The 15711-nt window shown below is 67.1% G+C and carries 13 protein-coding genes; 11 read left to right on the forward strand and 2 right to left on the reverse strand.

What is annotated here, in order from left to right; translation table 11 throughout:
• Nucleotides 1–38 precede the first annotated feature (38 nt).
• Nucleotides 39–557 (reverse strand): hypothetical protein, encoded by a 519-nt coding sequence (locus ACWGQ2_RS08855; RefSeq protein WP_452016364.1) that lies wholly within the window; start codon nucleotides 555–557, stop codon nucleotides 39–41.
• Nucleotides 550–1572, reverse strand: coding sequence for a LacI family DNA-binding transcriptional regulator (locus ACWGQ2_RS08860; RefSeq protein ID WP_452016366.1), 1023 nt, complete (start codon nucleotides 1570–1572; stop codon nucleotides 550–552). Before ACWGQ2_RS08860 ends, ACWGQ2_RS08855 begins: the two co-directional genes overlap by 8 nt.
• A gap of 140 nt (nucleotides 1573–1712) precedes the next feature.
• Here ACWGQ2_RS08860 and ACWGQ2_RS08865 point away from each other — a divergent pair, with 140 nt between their 5' ends.
• From ACWGQ2_RS08865 to ACWGQ2_RS08915, 11 genes are all read left to right on the forward strand, one after another.
• The gene (locus ACWGQ2_RS08865; protein ID WP_452016368.1) at nucleotides 1713–3362 is read left to right on the forward strand and encodes an ABC transporter substrate-binding protein; all 1650 of its coding nucleotides are present in this window, start codon (nucleotides 1713–1715) and stop codon (nucleotides 3360–3362) included.
• 9 nt (nucleotides 3363–3371) lie between these two features.
• Nucleotides 3372–4319 carry an ABC transporter permease gene (locus ACWGQ2_RS08870; RefSeq protein WP_452016370.1) on the forward strand — a complete coding sequence of 316 codons (948 nt, stop codon included), beginning with the start codon at nucleotides 3372–3374 and terminating at the stop codon, nucleotides 4317–4319.
• Nucleotides 4316–5173 (forward strand): ABC transporter permease, encoded by an 858-nt coding sequence (locus tag ACWGQ2_RS08875; RefSeq protein ID WP_452016372.1) that lies wholly within the window; start codon nucleotides 4316–4318, stop codon nucleotides 5171–5173. The genes ACWGQ2_RS08870 and ACWGQ2_RS08875 overlap by 4 nt, the downstream gene beginning before the upstream one ends.
• Nucleotides 5173–5991 (forward strand): ABC transporter ATP-binding protein, encoded by an 819-nt coding sequence (locus ACWGQ2_RS08880; protein WP_452016374.1) that lies wholly within the window; start codon nucleotides 5173–5175, stop codon nucleotides 5989–5991. Before ACWGQ2_RS08875 ends, ACWGQ2_RS08880 begins: the two co-directional genes overlap by 1 nt.
• Complete coding sequence (locus ACWGQ2_RS08885; RefSeq protein WP_452016376.1) at nucleotides 5988–6809, forward strand: ABC transporter ATP-binding protein; 822 nt, start codon at nucleotides 5988–5990, stop codon at nucleotides 6807–6809. The genes ACWGQ2_RS08880 and ACWGQ2_RS08885 overlap by 4 nt, the downstream gene beginning before the upstream one ends.
• Nucleotides 6806–7885 carry a C45 family autoproteolytic acyltransferase/hydolase gene (locus ACWGQ2_RS08890; protein ID WP_452016378.1) on the forward strand — a complete coding sequence of 360 codons (1080 nt, stop codon included), beginning with the start codon at nucleotides 6806–6808 and terminating at the stop codon, nucleotides 7883–7885. Before ACWGQ2_RS08885 ends, ACWGQ2_RS08890 begins: the two co-directional genes overlap by 4 nt.
• A gap of 118 nt (nucleotides 7886–8003) precedes the next feature.
• Nucleotides 8004–12983 (forward strand): DNA glycosylase AlkZ-like family protein, encoded by a 4980-nt coding sequence (locus ACWGQ2_RS08895; RefSeq protein ID WP_452016380.1) that lies wholly within the window; start codon nucleotides 8004–8006, stop codon nucleotides 12981–12983.
• Nucleotides 12976–13248, forward strand: coding sequence for a hypothetical protein (locus ACWGQ2_RS08900; protein ID WP_452016382.1), 273 nt, complete (start codon nucleotides 12976–12978; stop codon nucleotides 13246–13248). Before ACWGQ2_RS08895 ends, ACWGQ2_RS08900 begins: the two co-directional genes overlap by 8 nt.
• Nucleotides 13241–14047, forward strand: a complete 807-nt coding sequence (locus ACWGQ2_RS08905; RefSeq protein WP_452016384.1) for a DNA-formamidopyrimidine glycosylase family protein — start codon at nucleotides 13241–13243, stop codon at nucleotides 14045–14047. The genes ACWGQ2_RS08900 and ACWGQ2_RS08905 overlap by 8 nt, the downstream gene beginning before the upstream one ends.
• 273 nt (nucleotides 14048–14320) lie before the next feature.
• Nucleotides 14321–14530, forward strand: coding sequence for a hypothetical protein (locus ACWGQ2_RS08910; protein WP_452016386.1), 210 nt, complete (start codon nucleotides 14321–14323; stop codon nucleotides 14528–14530).
• A gap of 230 nt (nucleotides 14531–14760) precedes the next feature.
• Nucleotides 14761–15678 carry an RluA family pseudouridine synthase gene (locus ACWGQ2_RS08915; RefSeq protein ID WP_452016691.1) on the forward strand — a complete coding sequence of 306 codons (918 nt, stop codon included), beginning with the start codon at nucleotides 14761–14763 and terminating at the stop codon, nucleotides 15676–15678.
• The last annotated feature ends 33 nt before the right edge of the window (nucleotides 15679–15711 follow it).

A 15711-nucleotide genomic window follows, 5' to 3' on the forward strand; every position in this document is an offset into this window, starting at 1 on the left:
GTTAGGGCTCTTTAGAGCGCTCTAACCAGCCCTAACTGTCATCTCGATGTGTCCTCGGAGTCCTCGTAGGTGCCTTCGTCGTCATCCTGCTCGTGTTCCGCGGCCGGGATCTCGGTGAGGAGCATGGCCCCTCCCCGGTAGGCAACCCGCCATTCAAAACGCTGCTTCCACCTCCCGCGGGAGACGAGCCGTTCCCGTCCGGCACCGCTGTACGGCGCGTACCATTCCAGCTGCCAGCCCGCCCGCACCCTGGCCAGGGCAGCTTCCACATCCCCAAACGCCTTGTGCTGCGCGGCCTCGCGCCGCCGGCGCAAGTATGATTCCGGGATCCACAGCAGGAACCCGAGCGCCAGGCAGCCCACCAAAAGCCAGGCCACGGCGTCGCCGGCCCGCGGGGGAAGCATCTCCGCGAAGGGCAGCAGGAGCAGCAGCGGCAGCAGCAGGCCCCAGCTGGTTAGCATGAGCCACTGCACGGCTGCACAGCGCCGCCGCACCCGGGCCAGCCGGGCGACGGCGGGACTGGTTACCTCGATCGAACGAAGGGCGACCTCAGCCATGCCGGCCGCCGAGGGTGGTCTCGCGCAGGATCAGGCGCGTGGACAGATTGCCCGCTTCCGCCGGCTGTCCGGACATCACCCGGGAGGTCAGCTGCTCCACAGCCTGTGCGGCTATCAGCTCGGGATCCAGGTCAATGGCGGTGATAGCCGGTGTGGCAGACCGGGTCTGCTCTGAGTCGGCTCCGGCAACCAGCTGGACTTCCTCCGGCACCTTGATGCCCCGGGCTGTCAGCTCATCCAGCATTCCGCGTGCGTGGCGTCCGGTGAGGCAGTAGACCGCATCCGGAAGCTCACCGTGCTCCAGCAGTTCCGCGACGGCGTCCCGCCCGCCTTCGGTCCCGTCCGCCTCGGGCCGCGAAACCACCCTGACCGGCATTCCGTGCCCCGCTGCCCATGTCCGGTAGGCCGCGGTGGAATCCAGGTTCCACGCGTTGCGGTCGCAGCCGGTCACCAGTGCTATCCGGGCCGCACCCTTCTGCCGGAGCATACGCAGGATCATTTCAGTCTCTTCCTCGTCCCGGGAACCCACCCAGTCGGTGAACGCCGGCCGGTCCGGAACGCGGCCAATGGTCACGAACGGCAGCGATGCCTGCTGGAGCAGGTCTATGACCGGATCCGCATCCAGCGGGTCGGCAATAATATAGCCGTCCAGAGCCAGGGCAAGCGGCTGCCGCGGCAGCTTCGACAGGTCCCGCAGCAGCATCAGGCTCAGGTTCCGTTCCAGGCACTCCACTGCCACCGCACCGATCAGCCGGGTGAAATAGTCGACGCCGGTGGGCCGGTAGGTCCCAAGTGCGTCCAGCGGCCGGAGCATCAGCCCCACCACGCCGAGCGGGCTGCTGCGCAGGCCTCGGGCCAGCGGATCGGGCTGGTACCCCAGCCGGTCCGCAATCTCCATAATCCGCTGGCGGGTGGCGGCCGAGAGCGTGCCCTTGCCGTTCAAGGCATGGGAGACAGCCGTGATGGAGACCCCGGCGGCCTTGGCTACGTCACGGATCGTGGTTTTTGACTGCAATATTTCTCCGTTCGTTCAGCTCCCGGTAACGGTTACGTAACGGTAGAGCCTGATCGGCATATAAAACGTTTTATACACCTATATCTGGAAAGGAGCGGGCGCGAATCGCCCGGCTAGGTCCTCTTTTTGGAAGGGTGCGTATGAAAAAGGCTGTACTCCCCACAGCGTTGGCAGTGTCAGCACTGCTGGCCATCACCTCCTGCAGCAGCGGTTCGGCCAGCGGTGAATCCGCGGCAGACAGCCAGGACCGCCTGGCGGAACTTGCCGTAACCACCGACGCAGCAACCGGCGAGCTGGAATCGGCAAGCTGGAACCTCCCGTTCGGCGAACCGGCGTCCCTGGATCCCATCCTGGCGTTCAACTACCCGGAGAACACGGTGGTCGCGAACATCTGTGAAGGCCTCATGATGATCCAGCCGGACTTCACCGTGACCCCCAACCTGGCCGAGTCCTTTGAGACCGAAGACGGCCAGACCTACGTCTACAAGCTGCGCGAGGGCGTGACCTTCTGGGACGGCAGCCCCATGACTGCCCAGGACGTGGCCTACAGCCTCAACCGCCACCTGGATCCTGAAGAGGGCAGCTACTGGGCCTCCGACGCCGTGAGCGGCAACGTCGAAACCATCGAGGCCACCTCAGAGTCCGAGGTCACCGTCACGCTCAAGAACCCGGACTGGACTTACAACTCCTACATGGCCACCCCGATGGGCGTCGTGGTGAGCGAAGAACACCGCAAGGCTGCCGGCGAGGCCTACGGCACCCCGCAGGGCGGCGTTATGTGCACCGGGCCGTTCTCCGTCGAGGAATGGCAGAGCGGCCAGAGCATCACGCTGGCTAAGAACGAGAACTACTGGAACACCGAGCGCACCCCCAAGGTGGACAGCCTGGAAATCCAGTTCATCGTGGACCCCGCCGCCATCACCAACGCCCTGGTCTCCGGCGCGATTGACGGCTCCTACGACGTTCCGCTGAGCGCCGTTTCCCAGCTTGAAGCAGCTGGCAACGGCGAACTCATCCTGGGCAAGTCCCTGCAGATGCTCGCCATCATCGCCACCGGCGACGGCCCGCTGGCCGATCCGGCCGTCCGCAAGGCCCTCTGGACCGCCACCGACCAGGAAGCCCTTGCCGCCACCGTCTACGAAGGCACCGCCCGTCCCTCCGTCTCGCTGATTCCCGACGGCGGCTGGTCCTTCGCGGACGATGTCTTCTCCTCCGCGCGGGCCGAGCTGCCCGGCGCTGAGGCGGATGTGGAGAAGGCCGAGGAAATCCTGGCCGACGCAACGGCTGACCTGTCCGAGCCGATCACCATCGTCTACCCCACCGAGCGGTCCTTCTACGCGGACATGATCTCCGAGCTCAGCCGTGCCGGCAAGGAAATCGGCCTGGACGTGCAGCCGGCCGGTGTTCCGAGCGCCCAGTTCGGTGCGTTCTTCTCCGACCCGGAGGCCCGCGCCGGCCACGGCGCCTTCGTGACCACCAACTACATGGACGTTCCGGACCCGCTGGTCTTTATGCGCACGATCGTCCAGGAGGGCGGCTCGCAGAACTTCTCCGGCTACTCCAACCCGGAAATCGAAGAGCTGATCACCAAGGCTGAGGCCACCTCCTCGGAGACCGAGCGCGCAGAACTGACCGCTGAAATCGAGGCGCTGGCCATGGCGGACATGCCGTGGCTGCCGGTCCTGGACCCGTCCGTGCGGCTGTTCATGAGCGACCGCGTCACCGGTGTTCCGGCGTCGTTCGCCTACCTCTACTACCCGTGGGCAGCTGACCTCGGCGCGGCAGGATAAGCAGGCACCATGAAATACATCGCCAAACGGCTTCTTGCCTTGGCCGGCATCCTGCTGGCTTCGAGCTTCGCAGTCTTTGGCGGCCTGTACCTTGCACCAGGAAGCCCCGAACAGTTCCTGGTGCAGGGACGGACCGTCAGCGCCGAAGTGCTTGCGTCCATCCGCGAGCAATACAACCTCGACGATCCGTTCCTTACGCGGTACGTGTCCTGGGTGGGCAGCGCACTGCAGGGTGACTTCGGACAGTCGCTGGCCAACCGGCAGGAAGTTGCCGACCTGCTGGCCGGCCGGCTGCCCACCACCCTGTGGCTGACCGGCCTGGCCGCAGTCCTGATCATCGTCCTGGGCGTCGGCCTGGGCACGGTGGCCGGACTGCGGCCGGGCGCCCTGGACAACATCATCCTGTTCGCCTCGAACCTCGGCTTTGCCGTCCCCACGTTCTTCGCGGGCCTGCTGCTGATGAGCCTGTTCAGCGTCCAGCTGGGCTGGTTCCCGGTCTTCGGATCCGGCAGCGGTGAAGGCATAGCCTCCAGGCTCACGCACCTCACGCTTCCGGCGCTGGCACTGGCACTGCCGTCCATCGCCGTCGTTGCCCGCATCACCCGCACCGCGGTGCGCGAGGAGCGCCAGTCCGAGCACGCGCAGACCGCCCGCTCCCGCGGCGTTCCCGAGCGCGTGCTCATTCCCCGCCACGTCATCCGCAACGCACTGCTGCCGGTGACCACCGTCTCCGGCGTGCATATCGCCGGCCTGCTGGCCGGCGCGTTCGTGGTCGAATCGGTGTTCACCCTGGACGGCATCGGTGCACTGCTGGTGACCTCCATCCAACAGAAGGACTTTGCCGTGGTGCAGGCCGTAGCCCTGATCATGGTGGTGGCGTTCGGCGTCATCAACCTCTTGGTCGACCTGCTCTACGCCGTCATTGACCCCCGCGTCCGGGTAGGAGGTGCCGCATGAGCGCACCAATGCTGAAACCTGCACGACGGCGGCGCACCGGAGGTGTGTTCAGCGGACCGCTGGCGAAGATCTGCCTCGGCTGGCTGGCCTTTGTCCTGCTGCTCGCCGTTCTCGGCCCGCTGATCAGCCCGTTCGACGCCACCGAGGGCAACATCGTTGACCGCTACCTCTCCCCCGGCGCCGAGCACTGGCTCGGCACAGACCAGGCCGGACGGGACCTCTTCACCCGCCTCGCCGTGGGTGCCCGGTCAACCATCCTGGCGGCGCTGGCCGTGGCGGGCCTGACCGTCCTCATCGGCGGCACCCTGGCCCTGGTGGCTGTCTGGTTCGGCGGCCGGGTGGACGGCGCGATCACCCGGTTCCTGGACTTCCTCTTCGCTTTCCCCAACCTGCTGCTCGCCGTGCTGGCGGTGGCCGTGTTCGGGGCGGGGGTGGAAACCGCCATCGTGGCACTGGCCATCGGATTCTCCCCGTACACCGCCCGGGTTATCCGGTCCGTGGCGCTGCGCGAACGGAACCTGCCCTACGTGAAATCCGCGGAACTGCAGGGCATTTCCGGGCTGGTCATCACCTTCCGGCATCTGCTGCCGAACGTGAAGCAGCAGATCCTCACCGGTGCCAGCATCAACTTCGGCTACGCGATGATCGACCTCGCGGCCCTGTCCTACCTCGGCTTCGGCGTCCAGCCGCCGGACGCCGACTGGGGACTGATGATCTCCTCCGGGCAGGCATCGCTGCTGGCGGGCTACCCGCAGGAAAGCATCTACGCCGGCGTCTGTATTGTCCTGACCGTCGCCGCCCTGGGCTACCTGGGCGAGCAGCTCGGCGGCCGCCGCGCCGCAGGGAGGGCATAATGCTCACACTCGAAAACGTCGGCCTGGCCATCGGCTCCGGGCCGGACGCCAAAACCCTGCTGGAGGACATCAACCTTCAGGTGAACCCCGGCGAGTCGCTGGGCCTGGTGGGCGAATCCGGCTCCGGCAAGTCCATGACCCTGCGCAGCATCCTGCGCACCCTGCCCGAGGGAAGCACCTCCAGCGGAACCGTCCGCTACCGGGACCGGGACATTGCCGCGCTCTCCCGCGAGGACCTGCGCCGCTTCCGGGCGGCGGAGGTGTCCATGATTTCGCAGAATCCCATGGCTGCCCTGAATCCGGTGCTGCGCGTGGAACGGTTCCTCATTGAGGGCATCCAGGCCGCCAAACCGCGGACGTCCACCGCCGAGGCGCGGAAAACCGCGCTCTCCCTGCTTGCCGACGTCGGCATCCACGATCCGGAGCGCTGCCTGCGGTCCTATCCGCACCAGCTCTCCGGCGGCATGCTCCAGCGTGTGGTTATCGCCGGGTCCGTTGCCCGCGGCAGTTCCCTGCTGCTGGCAGATGAACCCACGACGGCGCTGGACGTCACCACCCAGTCCGACGTCGTCGCGATCCTCAACGAGGCCCGCGCCGAGGCCGGAATGGCGATGATCTTCGTGACCCATGACCTCGACCTCGCGGCTGCTGCCTGCCAGCGGATCGCGGTGATGCAGAAAGGACGCATTGTGGAAGCCGGTCCGGCCGAAACCGTGCTGGGGTCCCCGCAGCACGAGTACACGCAGATGCTGGTGGCTTCCAAGCCCAGCCTCACCCGCCGCGCCTCTGCGCCTGTGCCCGGGGAGGACACCGAATGAGCACCATGGTCACCGCAGAGAACCTGAACCGCATCTTCACCACCGGGTCCGGGCGCTCAAAGCGCTCGGTCCAGGCCGTGAAGGACGTCAGCTTTCGTATTGAGCGCGGTACCTGCCTCGCCGTCGTCGGTGAATCCGGCTCGGGAAAGACCACCGTCGCGCGGATGCTCGTGGGCCTGGAATCCGCCGACAGCGGCAGCATCACGGTGGACGGCCGGGAAGTCACGGCAGGCTCGAGCCGCCGCATCCGCCGACAGCGCTCCAGGGACATCCAGATGGTGTTCCAGGACCCGCAGGGCAGCCTGAACCGCCGGCTGCCCGTCTCCACGGCCATCACCGAGATCCTGCAGGCGCACACCACGCTCGACGCCGCCGCCCGCCGGAAGCGCTGTCTGGAACTCTTTGCCGAGGTGGGGCTGGAAGCAGCGCACGCGGCGTCGTACCCTGACCAGCTCTCCGGCGGACAGAAGCAGCGTGTGGCGATTGCCCGCGCGCTGGCAGCCGAACCCGCCGTCATTGTCCTGGACGAGGCAGTCTCCGCCCTGGATGTCACCGTCCAGGCACAGATCCTGGCCCTGCTGGAGCGGCTGCGCGTTGAAAAGCAGCTGACCTACCTCTTCATTACCCATGACCTGGCCGTGGCCCGGCAGGTCGCAGATACGGTCATGGTGATGCAGCGGGGCTCCGTCGTCGAACACGGAACCGCCGATGAGGTGCTTGATGCACCCCGGCACCCCTACACCCGCCAACTGATGGAAAGCGCGCCCCGTCCCGGGTGGGTACCGCGCCGCCGCGACACCACCGGAGCTGCCCAATGACCGTCTTTTCCCACCCCGCCCCGGCCCTGGTCCGGATTGCGGCTGAATCCGCGACCGAGCGCGGTGTCCAGCGCGGGCAGGCGTCCCGGCAGGCCCTGGCGTCCGCCTGGCAGATCTACGCCGATCTCTTTGCCGCCGGCGGCATTGAAGCCGAGCGCGTCGAGGCCGAGGCATTGTCCTCCCTCGCCGCCGTCGAGTCCTGGCAGCCGGAGCTGGCCGCTGAAATCCGCGGCACCGCGGCCGGATCGGAGCTTCAGACGTGGCAGGTGGCCGCGCTGAATGCCCGCACCGAGATCCTGTCCCTGTCCCGTAAAGCTCTTCCGGGCGAGTGCTCGACGGTGGTCAGCACCATCCCCGGACGCGTTTTTTCCGCCCAGACCTGGGACTGGCATGAGGAGCTGGCCGGTGCCTGGCACCTGCAGTCGGTGACCCATCCGCGCGGGTCCTTTGTGGGCATGACGGAGTACGGGATCCTGGGCAAGGTGGGCGTCAACAGCTCCGGGGTGGGTGTGCACCTGAACGTCCTGGGCCATCGCGACGATGCCCCCGGTGCAGTGCCCGTCCACGTGGCGGCAGCTGCGGTGCTGTACTCCGCTGCCACGCTGGAAGAGGCGGTGGACCTGCTCACCGGCGCTCCGGTCACCACATCCAGCTGTATCACCGTGGTGGCTCCCGACGGCGCGCGCATGGTGGAGCTTAGTCCGGCCGGAGCGCAGGTCATCGCCCCCGGCAACGGACCCCTCCTGCACACCAACCACTTCCTGGCCGACGTCCCTGCGGCCGGCGAGCGGACCGAGCTGTACCAGCCCGATTCCGGACAGCGGCTGGACCTGCTGCAGCGGCGGACCGCGGAACATTTCGATCCGGCGTCCCCCGCGGACTTGGTGCCCTATCTCTGCTCCACCCCGGCCGACGGCGCGGACCTGTGCTGCTTCCCTGCCGACGGCGCCCAGTTCGGCGACCGCTGGCGGACCCTGGCAACTCTGGCCATCGACCCGGCGGCGGCGCAGCTGAAGGTTTCGGCAGGAGCACCTACCGAAGCGGAGTCCTGGCAGGTCCTTTCCCCCCACAGCTGACTTGCCCGGCTCCCCGGAGGCCGCCGTCGTTCGCGACGGCGGCCTCCGGCGTTTAGCCAGCAGCCGAACCATTCGGCGGCGGGCCGGGAATGTCAGTGTGGTGGTGAACAATGGGTGCATGACGTCGGCAGCCACGGTGCTCCAGAAGTTCACCCCCGCCACCCGGGACTGGTTCACGGGTGCGTTCACGGAGCCGACTGCTGCCCAGATCGGTGCCTGGGACGCCATCTCCGAGGGGTCGAACGCGCTGGTCATTGCGCCCACCGGGTCCGGCAAGACACTCGCCGCCTTCCTCTGGTCCCTTGACCGGTTTATTGCCGACGCCGCTGCCTCCGCCGGCACGGCTGCCTCGTCTTCGGGGGCAGTTTCAGGGGCAGCGCCGGTGCCCGCATCGGGAGCCGCTTCAGCGGCAGCGCCTGCGTCGGGCCGCGGGCGCGCGCGGGTGCCCAAGCGCAAAACGAAGGTCCTCTACATTTCGCCGCTGAAGGCACTGGGCGTGGATGTGGAGCGGAACCTGCGGGCTCCGCTGATCGGCATCACACAGACGGCCAAGCGGCTCGGTCTTCCCGCGCCGTCGATCACCGTGGGCGTACGGTCCGGGGACACTCCGCAGAATGAACGCCGGGCACTGCTGACCCGGCCGCCGGACATCCTGATCACCACGCCTGAATCGCTGTTCCTTATGCTGACCTCCCAGGCCCGGGAAACCCTGTCCGAGGTGGACACCGTCATTGTGGATGAGGTCCATGCCGTGGCCGGCACCAAGCGCGGCGCGCACCTGGCCGTCTCCCTGGCCCGGCTGGATGCCATGCTGGACAAGCCGGTGCAGCGCATCGGCCTCTCTGCCACGGTTGAGCCGCAGGAGACGGTGGCCCGGTTCCTGGGCGGGAACGCGCCGGTGCGGATTGTCTCTCCCAAGTCGCGGAAGAACTGGAACCTAACCGTCACCGTCCCTGTGGAGGACATGACGGACCTCGGTCAGGCACCGGCCGAGGACACTGTGGAGGGAGGGTTCGCTCCACAGGCCAGTATCTGGCCGCATGTGGAGGAGAAGATCGCGGACCTGATCGAAGCCAACCGCTCCACCATCGTTTTTGCCAACTCGCGGCGCCTCGCCGAACGGCTGACCGCACGGCTCAATGAGATCCACGCCTACCGGGTCGAAGCAGCGCAGGCTGCCGCGGATGCTGCCGCCACGGGCACGGACGGGTCGGCCGGGAACGATGGACCGTCCGGGACTGGTGGACCGGCCGGGACTGGCGGGCCGGCGCCGGCAGTGCCCACCGGGCGTGCCCCGGCGCAGCTGATGGCGCAGGCTGGAGTCTCCATCCGCGCCCGGCAGGAGGACATCGCCGTTGACGACGACGCCCCCGTCCTGGCGCGCGCCCACCACGGATCCGTGTCCAAGGACCAGCGGGCCATGATCGAAGATGACCTGAAGTCCGGGCGGCTGCGGTGCGTGGTGGCGACGAGCTCCCTGGAACTGGGCATCGATATGGGTGCCGTGGATCTGGTGGTACAGGTGGAATCGCCGCCGTCCGTGGCCAGCGGCCTGCAGCGGGTAGGGCGCGCGGGGCACCAGGTCGGGGAAATCTCCCAGGGCGTGATGTTCCCCAAACACCGCGGAGACCTGCTGAACTCCGCCGTCACCGTGGAACGAATGCTCGCCGGGCAGATCGAACCGCTGTTCATACCGGCGAATCCGCTGGACATCCTGGCGCAGCAGACCGTCGCGGCCGCCGCCCTGGGGAGCATCGATGTGGAGGAATGGTTCGACGTCGTGCGCAGTTCCGCGCCGTTCGCCGGGCTGCCCCGTTCCGCGTTTGATGCCACCCTGGATTTGCTGTCCGGCCGCTACCCCTCCGATGAGTTTGCCGAGCTGCGCCCGCGCATCATCTGGGACCGCACCGAGAACACCATTACCGGACGTCCCGGAGCGCAGCGCCTGGCCGTGACTTCCGGCGGCACCATTCCCGACCGCGGCCTGTTCGGCGTCTACCTGGTGGGCGATTCGGAGGGCAAGAACAGCCGCCGGGTGGGTGAACTCGATGAGGAGATGGTTTACGAATCCCGCGTCGGGGACGTCTTCGCCTTGGGTGCCACCAGCTGGCGGATCGAGGACATCACCCACGACCGGGTGCTGGTCTCCCCTGCCTTCGGCCAGCCCGGCAAACTCCCCTTCTGGCGCGGTGATTCCCAGGGCCGGCCGGTTGAACTGGGCCGGGCACTCGGCAAATTCGTGCGGGAGATGGCCGGCACCGGGGAAACGGAAGCACAGGAACGGCTCGCCGCCGTCGGGCTCGATGAGTGGGCCGCCGGAAACCTGATGGCCTACCTCCGCGAGCAGCAGCAGGCCACCGAGGTGGTACCCAGCGACCGGACCCTGGTCATCGAACGGTTCCACGACGAACTGGGCGACTGGCGAGTAGTCCTCCACAGCCCGTTCGGCATGCCGGTCCACGCTCCATGGGCGCTGGCGGTGGGTGCCCGGCTGCAGCAGCGCTACGGTCTGGACGGCTCCGCCATGGCCTCCGACGACGGCATTGTGCTGCGGGTACCGCTGATGGAGGACGAGCCGCCCGGAGCCGAACTGTTCCTCTTCGAACCCGATGAACTCGAGGCCATTGTCACCGCAGAAGTAGGCGGTTCGGCACTGTTCGCCTCGCGGTTTCGCGAGTGTGCCGCCCGGGCACTGCTGCTGCCGCGGCAGAATCCCGCCAAGCGCACCCCGCTGTGGCAGCAGCGCCAGCGTTCGGCCCAGCTTCTGGACGTGGCCCGCAAGTTCCCCACATTCCCGATCGTGCTGGAAACCGTGCGTGAATGCCTGCAGGACGTGTACGACCTTCCGGCGCTGAAAGACCTCGCAGCCGCCGTCGAACGCCGTGAAATCCGGCTGGTGGAAACCACCACCCCGCAGCCGTCGCCGTTCGCCCGGTCCCTGCTCTTTGGCTACGTTGGGGCCTTCCTTTACGAGGGTGACTCGCCGCTGGCCGAGCGCCGTGCCGCAGCCCTGTCCCTGGATCCCACCCTGCTGAACGAGCTGCTGGGCCGGGCTGAACTGCGCGAACTCCTGGACGCGCGGATCATCGCGCAGACGGAGGCCGAGCTGCAGCGCCTCGCCCCTGACCGGCGGGCCCGCGGGCTGGAGGGTGTCGCTGATTTGTTGCGCCTGCTGGGACCGCTCACTGCCGCCGAGGTTGCTGCCCGGCTGGAGCCGGTTGCTCCACTGGCTGGCACCGAGCCGGATTCTGATGCCGCTGCGGACCACGCAACGGAAGGCGACGCTGAGCAGCTGCTGCGCGAACTCGTCCGGGCGAACCGTGCCCTGCAGGCCGGAATTGCCGGAACGCAGCGGTATGCCGCGATCGAGGATGCTGCCCGGCTGCGCGATGCCCTCGGCGTTCCGCTGCCCATGGGTGTTCCGCTGGCGTTCATCGAGCCGGTACCTGATCCGCTGGGCGACCTGGTGGGACGCTATGCCCGCACCCACGGTCCCTTCACGGCAGCTGAGGCGGCCGCCCGGCTGGGACTCGGCGTCGCCGTCGTCACCACCACCCTGCAGCGGCTGGCCGGTGAGGGGCGAGTCGCCGAGGGCGAGTTCCGGCCCACCGAGGCGCAGGTTCTGGACGCTGCGTCGGGTGTGGACCAGTTCCCTCCCGCAGTGATCACGATGCCCGGTGTTCCGGCCGGTTCGGAGTGGTGCGATGCTGAGGTGCTGCGCAGGCTGCGGCGCCGGTCTCTGGCTGCGCTGCGCTCCGACGTCGAACCTGTGGACCCGCCCACCTACGGGCGGTTCCTGCCGGCGTGGCAGAACGTAGGGTCCTCGCTGCGGGGGCTCGATGGCGTCGCCACGGTGATCGACCAGCTTTCCGGAGTGCCGATTCCGGCGTCCGCGTGGGAGCCGCTGATCCTCGGATCGCGGGTGCGCGACTACGCACCCGCGATGCTCGACGAGCTGACCGCGACCGGTGAGGTGATCTGGTCAGGGACCGGGTCGCTGCCCGGAAATGACGGCTGGATTTCGCTGCATCTGGCCGAAAATGCCGCGCTGACGCTGAATCCCGATCCGGACTTTGCGCCGTCTGAGCTTCAGTCCCGGCTGCTGGACCTGCTCTCCGGTTCCGGTGCGTATTTCTTCCGGCAGCTTGCCGAGGCGGTGAACAGTGCGCCGCTGCAGGACGGCAGTGCACTGCTTCCCGACTCGGAGATTATTACGGCGCTCTGGGAGCTGGTCTGGGCAGGCAGGATCTCGAATGACACGTTTACTCCGGTGCGGTCGCTGCTTTCCGGCGGAAAGACGGCGCACAAGCAGCGTGCTGCGACGCCCCGTGCGCGTACTGCCCGACTGGGGCGGATGGGCCGGGGTTCGCTGAGCAGTTCGTCGCTGCGTCTGGCCGGCGCTGGCGGGGACGTCCCGGCGCGCGGTCCGCAGCCTCTGGTTGCCGGTCGCTGGAGCCTGTTGCCGGCGGTGGAAACGGACACCACGGTCCATGCCCATGCCACGGCCGAGCTGCTGATGGACCGGTACGGCATCGTCACCCGCGGTTCGGTTGCAAGCGAGGGTGTTCCCGGTGGCTTCGGCCTGCTTTACAAGGTGCTGGCACGGCTGGAGGAGATGGGACGCTGCCGGCGCGGGTATTTCATTGAGCAGCTGGGTGCGGCGCAGTTTGCCGTACCAGCGACCGTGGATCGGTTGCGGTCCTTCTCCAGGGAGAACCAGCTGGCCGTTCCCGAACCTGAGGCGGTGGCGCTGGCAGCAACGGATCCCGCAAATCCGTATGGTGCGGCTCTGCCCTGGCCGGCGTCCGACGGTGGCCACCGGCCCGGGCGGAAAGCGGGGGCTTTGGTGGTGATGGTCGACGGCGAACTGGTGCTGTATGTGGAACGCGGCGGCAAGACGCTGCTGACGTACACGGACGATGCCGAGATCCTCCTGCTGGCCGGTGCTGCGCTGGTGGGGATCATCCGGCGTGGTGCGGCCGAGAAGATGGCTGTGGAGAAGGCCAACGGTGTGGATGTACTGGATACTCCTGTGGCGACAGCGTTGCTGGCTGCAGGGTTTTATTCGACGCCGAAGGGGCTTCGGTACCGTGTCTGAGGTTTGGGGTTTGTCGGTGGTTTTGGCGGCGGGGGCAGGTCCGCGGGAAGCCAGTCCGCGGCGCCGCGCCGTGCCGGAGGTCCGCGGGGTGTCGGCCGTCCGCGGGGTGCCGGAGTTCCGCGCCGTGCCGGAGTTCCGCGCCGTGCCGGAGTTCCGCGCCGTGCCGGAGTTCCGCGCCGTGCCGGAGTTCCGCGCCGTGCCGGAGTTCCGCGCTGTGCCGGCGGTCCGCGCTGTCCCTAAGGGCTTGGAGATGTGCGGTGCCTGAGGGCGATACCGTCTGGCGCGCTGCGCGTGGACTTCACGCTGCACTTGCCGGTGCCGAACTGACACGGACCGATTTTCGGGTGCCCCGGTTTGCCACTACCGATCTCAGCGGGAGAATGGTTGAAGAGGTGGCTTCCCGCGGCAAGCACCTGCTGATCCGGGTTGCTCCTGGTCCCGGGGAGACCGAGGGTTGGAGCATCCAGTCACACTTGAAGATGGAAGGGCTGTGGCATGTCTACGGCCGCGGCGAGCGCTGGCGCCGTCCGGCGTTCAAGGCGCGTGCTGTACTGGAAACCGCGGAAAAGCAGGCTGTGGGGTTCGAGCTTGGCATCCTGCGGATATTTCCCCGCAGCGGCGAAGAGGAAGCCGTAGGGTATCTCGGTCCGGACCTGCTGGGGCCGGACTGGGATGCTGAGGAGGCACTTCGCCGCCTGGCTTCCGTACCTGAGCGTCCTGTGGGACTGGCCCTGCTCGATCAGCGGAACCTGGCCGGGATCGGCAACGTCTACCGGTGCGAACTGTGTTTCCTTGTCGGTGTTCACCCGCTTACTCATGTACAGGACGTTCCCGACCTGAAACGGGTTGTGGATCTGTCGAAGCGGCTTCTGGAGGCAAACAAGACCCGTTCCCGGCGCATCACTACCGGTCTGGCAGGACGGGACCTGCTCTGGGTCTATAACCGGGAGAAGCGCGGCTGCCTCAGGTGCGGAACGAAGGTTGTTCATGAGCTTGTCGGGGACACCGAGTTGGAGCTGCGGGACCTGTATTACTGTCCGCATTGCCAACCGCCTATGCGCTGACTCGGCACTCGTGCTGCTGGGCTGTTCCGGTCGTTCCCTCCCGGCCCGTTCCTCCCTCCTGCGCCCGGACAGTTACTCCCCCTCTGCGCTCGGACCGTTCCTCCGTCTGTTCCCTCCCAGACCGTTCCTCCCCAGAGACTGAGAGGCTCACCCACCGCCGGTGTTTTCCACATTTGGGCCTCTCCCGCTTCGTTGCCGGTCGTTCCCGCGGTGGGGAGACTGAACACGGAAAACCTGGGCAGCCTCTGCCCCAAACACCATCGGCTCAAGACCATGGGGCTCTGGAAAGCGCAGCAGCCCGAGCCGGGAAAGCTCGAATGGATGTCCCCCTTCGGGCATCGATACAGCACAGACGCCCAGCTGGACTACGCGAATTCGCAAAGATGGTTGGACTCGGTCTCGGCGGCCACCGGCACCGGGCGCCGAACAAAGCCGCTCGTGTTCCCCACCCCCAACGAAGACCCTGAGCCACCGCCGTTCTGACTCATCACCGCAGTCATCCGGCCACACACCCAAGGCGGCTCCGGCTCCTCACAGGTCCAGTGAGATCGCCGTCTTGGCCTCATGCGGTCCACCACAACGAGCCGAACCGCCGACTCGTTTCCGGCTGAGTCCGGCCTCCTGATCCACCAGGACCTCGCCAAAGGGTAGTCGACCGGAGCAGCCACACCCGCGGATTCTGTAATCCATACCCCCGGTACCCTTGAAGGGTGATGCAATCCCCTCTTCCGGTCCGCAACGGCGTGAACGCCACTCGGCTGCGGCTTCCCCACGAGGGCCCCTGGAGTACAGCCTTCGAGTACGTCCTTGAACGGTTCGGACATGTCAATCCGGACGGCATCGCAGACAGGTTTGACCGCGGCGAAGTCGTAGGCATCGGCGGTGTCCCCCTGGACCGCACAACTCCGCTGACTGAGCACACCTTCATCTGGTACTACCGCGAGCTGCCGCCCGAAGAGCGCCTTCCCGTGGAAATCAACATCCTGCACCAGGACGAAAACCTGCTTGTCGTGGACAAGCCTCATTTCCTTCCGACGACACCGGGGGGAATGTACGTCGCGGAGTCCGCTCTGGTGCGGCTGCGGGTCGCGCTGGGCATCCCGGACCTCATTCCGATGCACCGGCTGGACCGGATGACCGCCGGAGTGCTCCTGTTCTCGACCAATCCGGAGACCCGAGGAAAGTACCAGGTCCTCTTCGAAAAGAGACGCATCGCAAAGGAATACGAGGCCATCGCCCCGGTCCGCCCGGATCTGGAGCTTCCCGCCGTCGTCCGCAGCCGGATGATCAAATCCCGCACCTATCTGCTGGCCCAGGAAATCCCGGGTGAACCCAACGCAGAAACACGGGTCGAGCTGCTGGAAGAGGCGGCAGGACTTGGCCGTTATCGCCTTCTCCCCCACACCGGGAAAACACATCAGCTCCGCGTCCACATGGCTTCCCTGGGAATCGGGATCCTGAATGATCCGTTCTACCCGGTCCTGCAGGAGCAGGGACCGGACGACTACAGTAAGCCGCTGCAGCTGCTTGCCCGTTCGGTAGAGTTCACTGATCCGCTGACCAGACAGCCCGTCCAGTACCGCAGCGAACTGTCCTTGGATGCCTTCCCGGCCCAGGCTATGAGCCGCTGACCTGCAAATTCCTCTTCCACAGCCGCGCCAGTG

This window comes from Arthrobacter sp. NPDC055585, assembly GCF_053619115.1.

Excerpts from the sequence above, each read along its gene's own strand:
- ACWGQ2_RS08855 (WP_452016364.1), bottom strand. The coding sequence starts at position 557 with ATGGCTGAGGTCGCCCTTCGTTCGATCGAGGTAACCAGTCCCGCCGTC.
- ACWGQ2_RS08865 (WP_452016368.1), top strand. The coding sequence starts at position 1,713 with ATGAAAAAGGCTGTACTCCCCACAGCGTTGGCAGTGTCAGCACTGCTG.
- ACWGQ2_RS08870 (WP_452016370.1), top strand. The coding sequence starts at position 3,372 with ATGAAATACATCGCCAAACGGCTTCTTGCCTTGGCCGGCATCCTGCTG.
- ACWGQ2_RS08875 (WP_452016372.1), top strand. The coding sequence starts at position 4,316 with ATGAGCGCACCAATGCTGAAACCTGCACGACGGCGGCGCACCGGAGGT.
- ACWGQ2_RS08880 (WP_452016374.1), top strand. The coding sequence starts at position 5,173 with ATGCTCACACTCGAAAACGTCGGCCTGGCCATCGGCTCCGGGCCGGAC.
- ACWGQ2_RS08885 (WP_452016376.1), top strand. The coding sequence starts at position 5,988 with ATGAGCACCATGGTCACCGCAGAGAACCTGAACCGCATCTTCACCACC.
- ACWGQ2_RS08890 (WP_452016378.1), top strand. The coding sequence starts at position 6,806 with ATGACCGTCTTTTCCCACCCCGCCCCGGCCCTGGTCCGGATTGCGGCT.
- ACWGQ2_RS08895 (WP_452016380.1), top strand. The coding sequence starts at position 8,004 with ATGACGTCGGCAGCCACGGTGCTCCAGAAGTTCACCCCCGCCACCCGG.
- ACWGQ2_RS08910 (WP_452016386.1), top strand. The coding sequence starts at position 14,321 with ATGGGGCTCTGGAAAGCGCAGCAGCCCGAGCCGGGAAAGCTCGAATGG.
- ACWGQ2_RS08915 (WP_452016691.1), top strand. The coding sequence starts at position 14,761 with ATGCAATCCCCTCTTCCGGTCCGCAACGGCGTGAACGCCACTCGGCTG.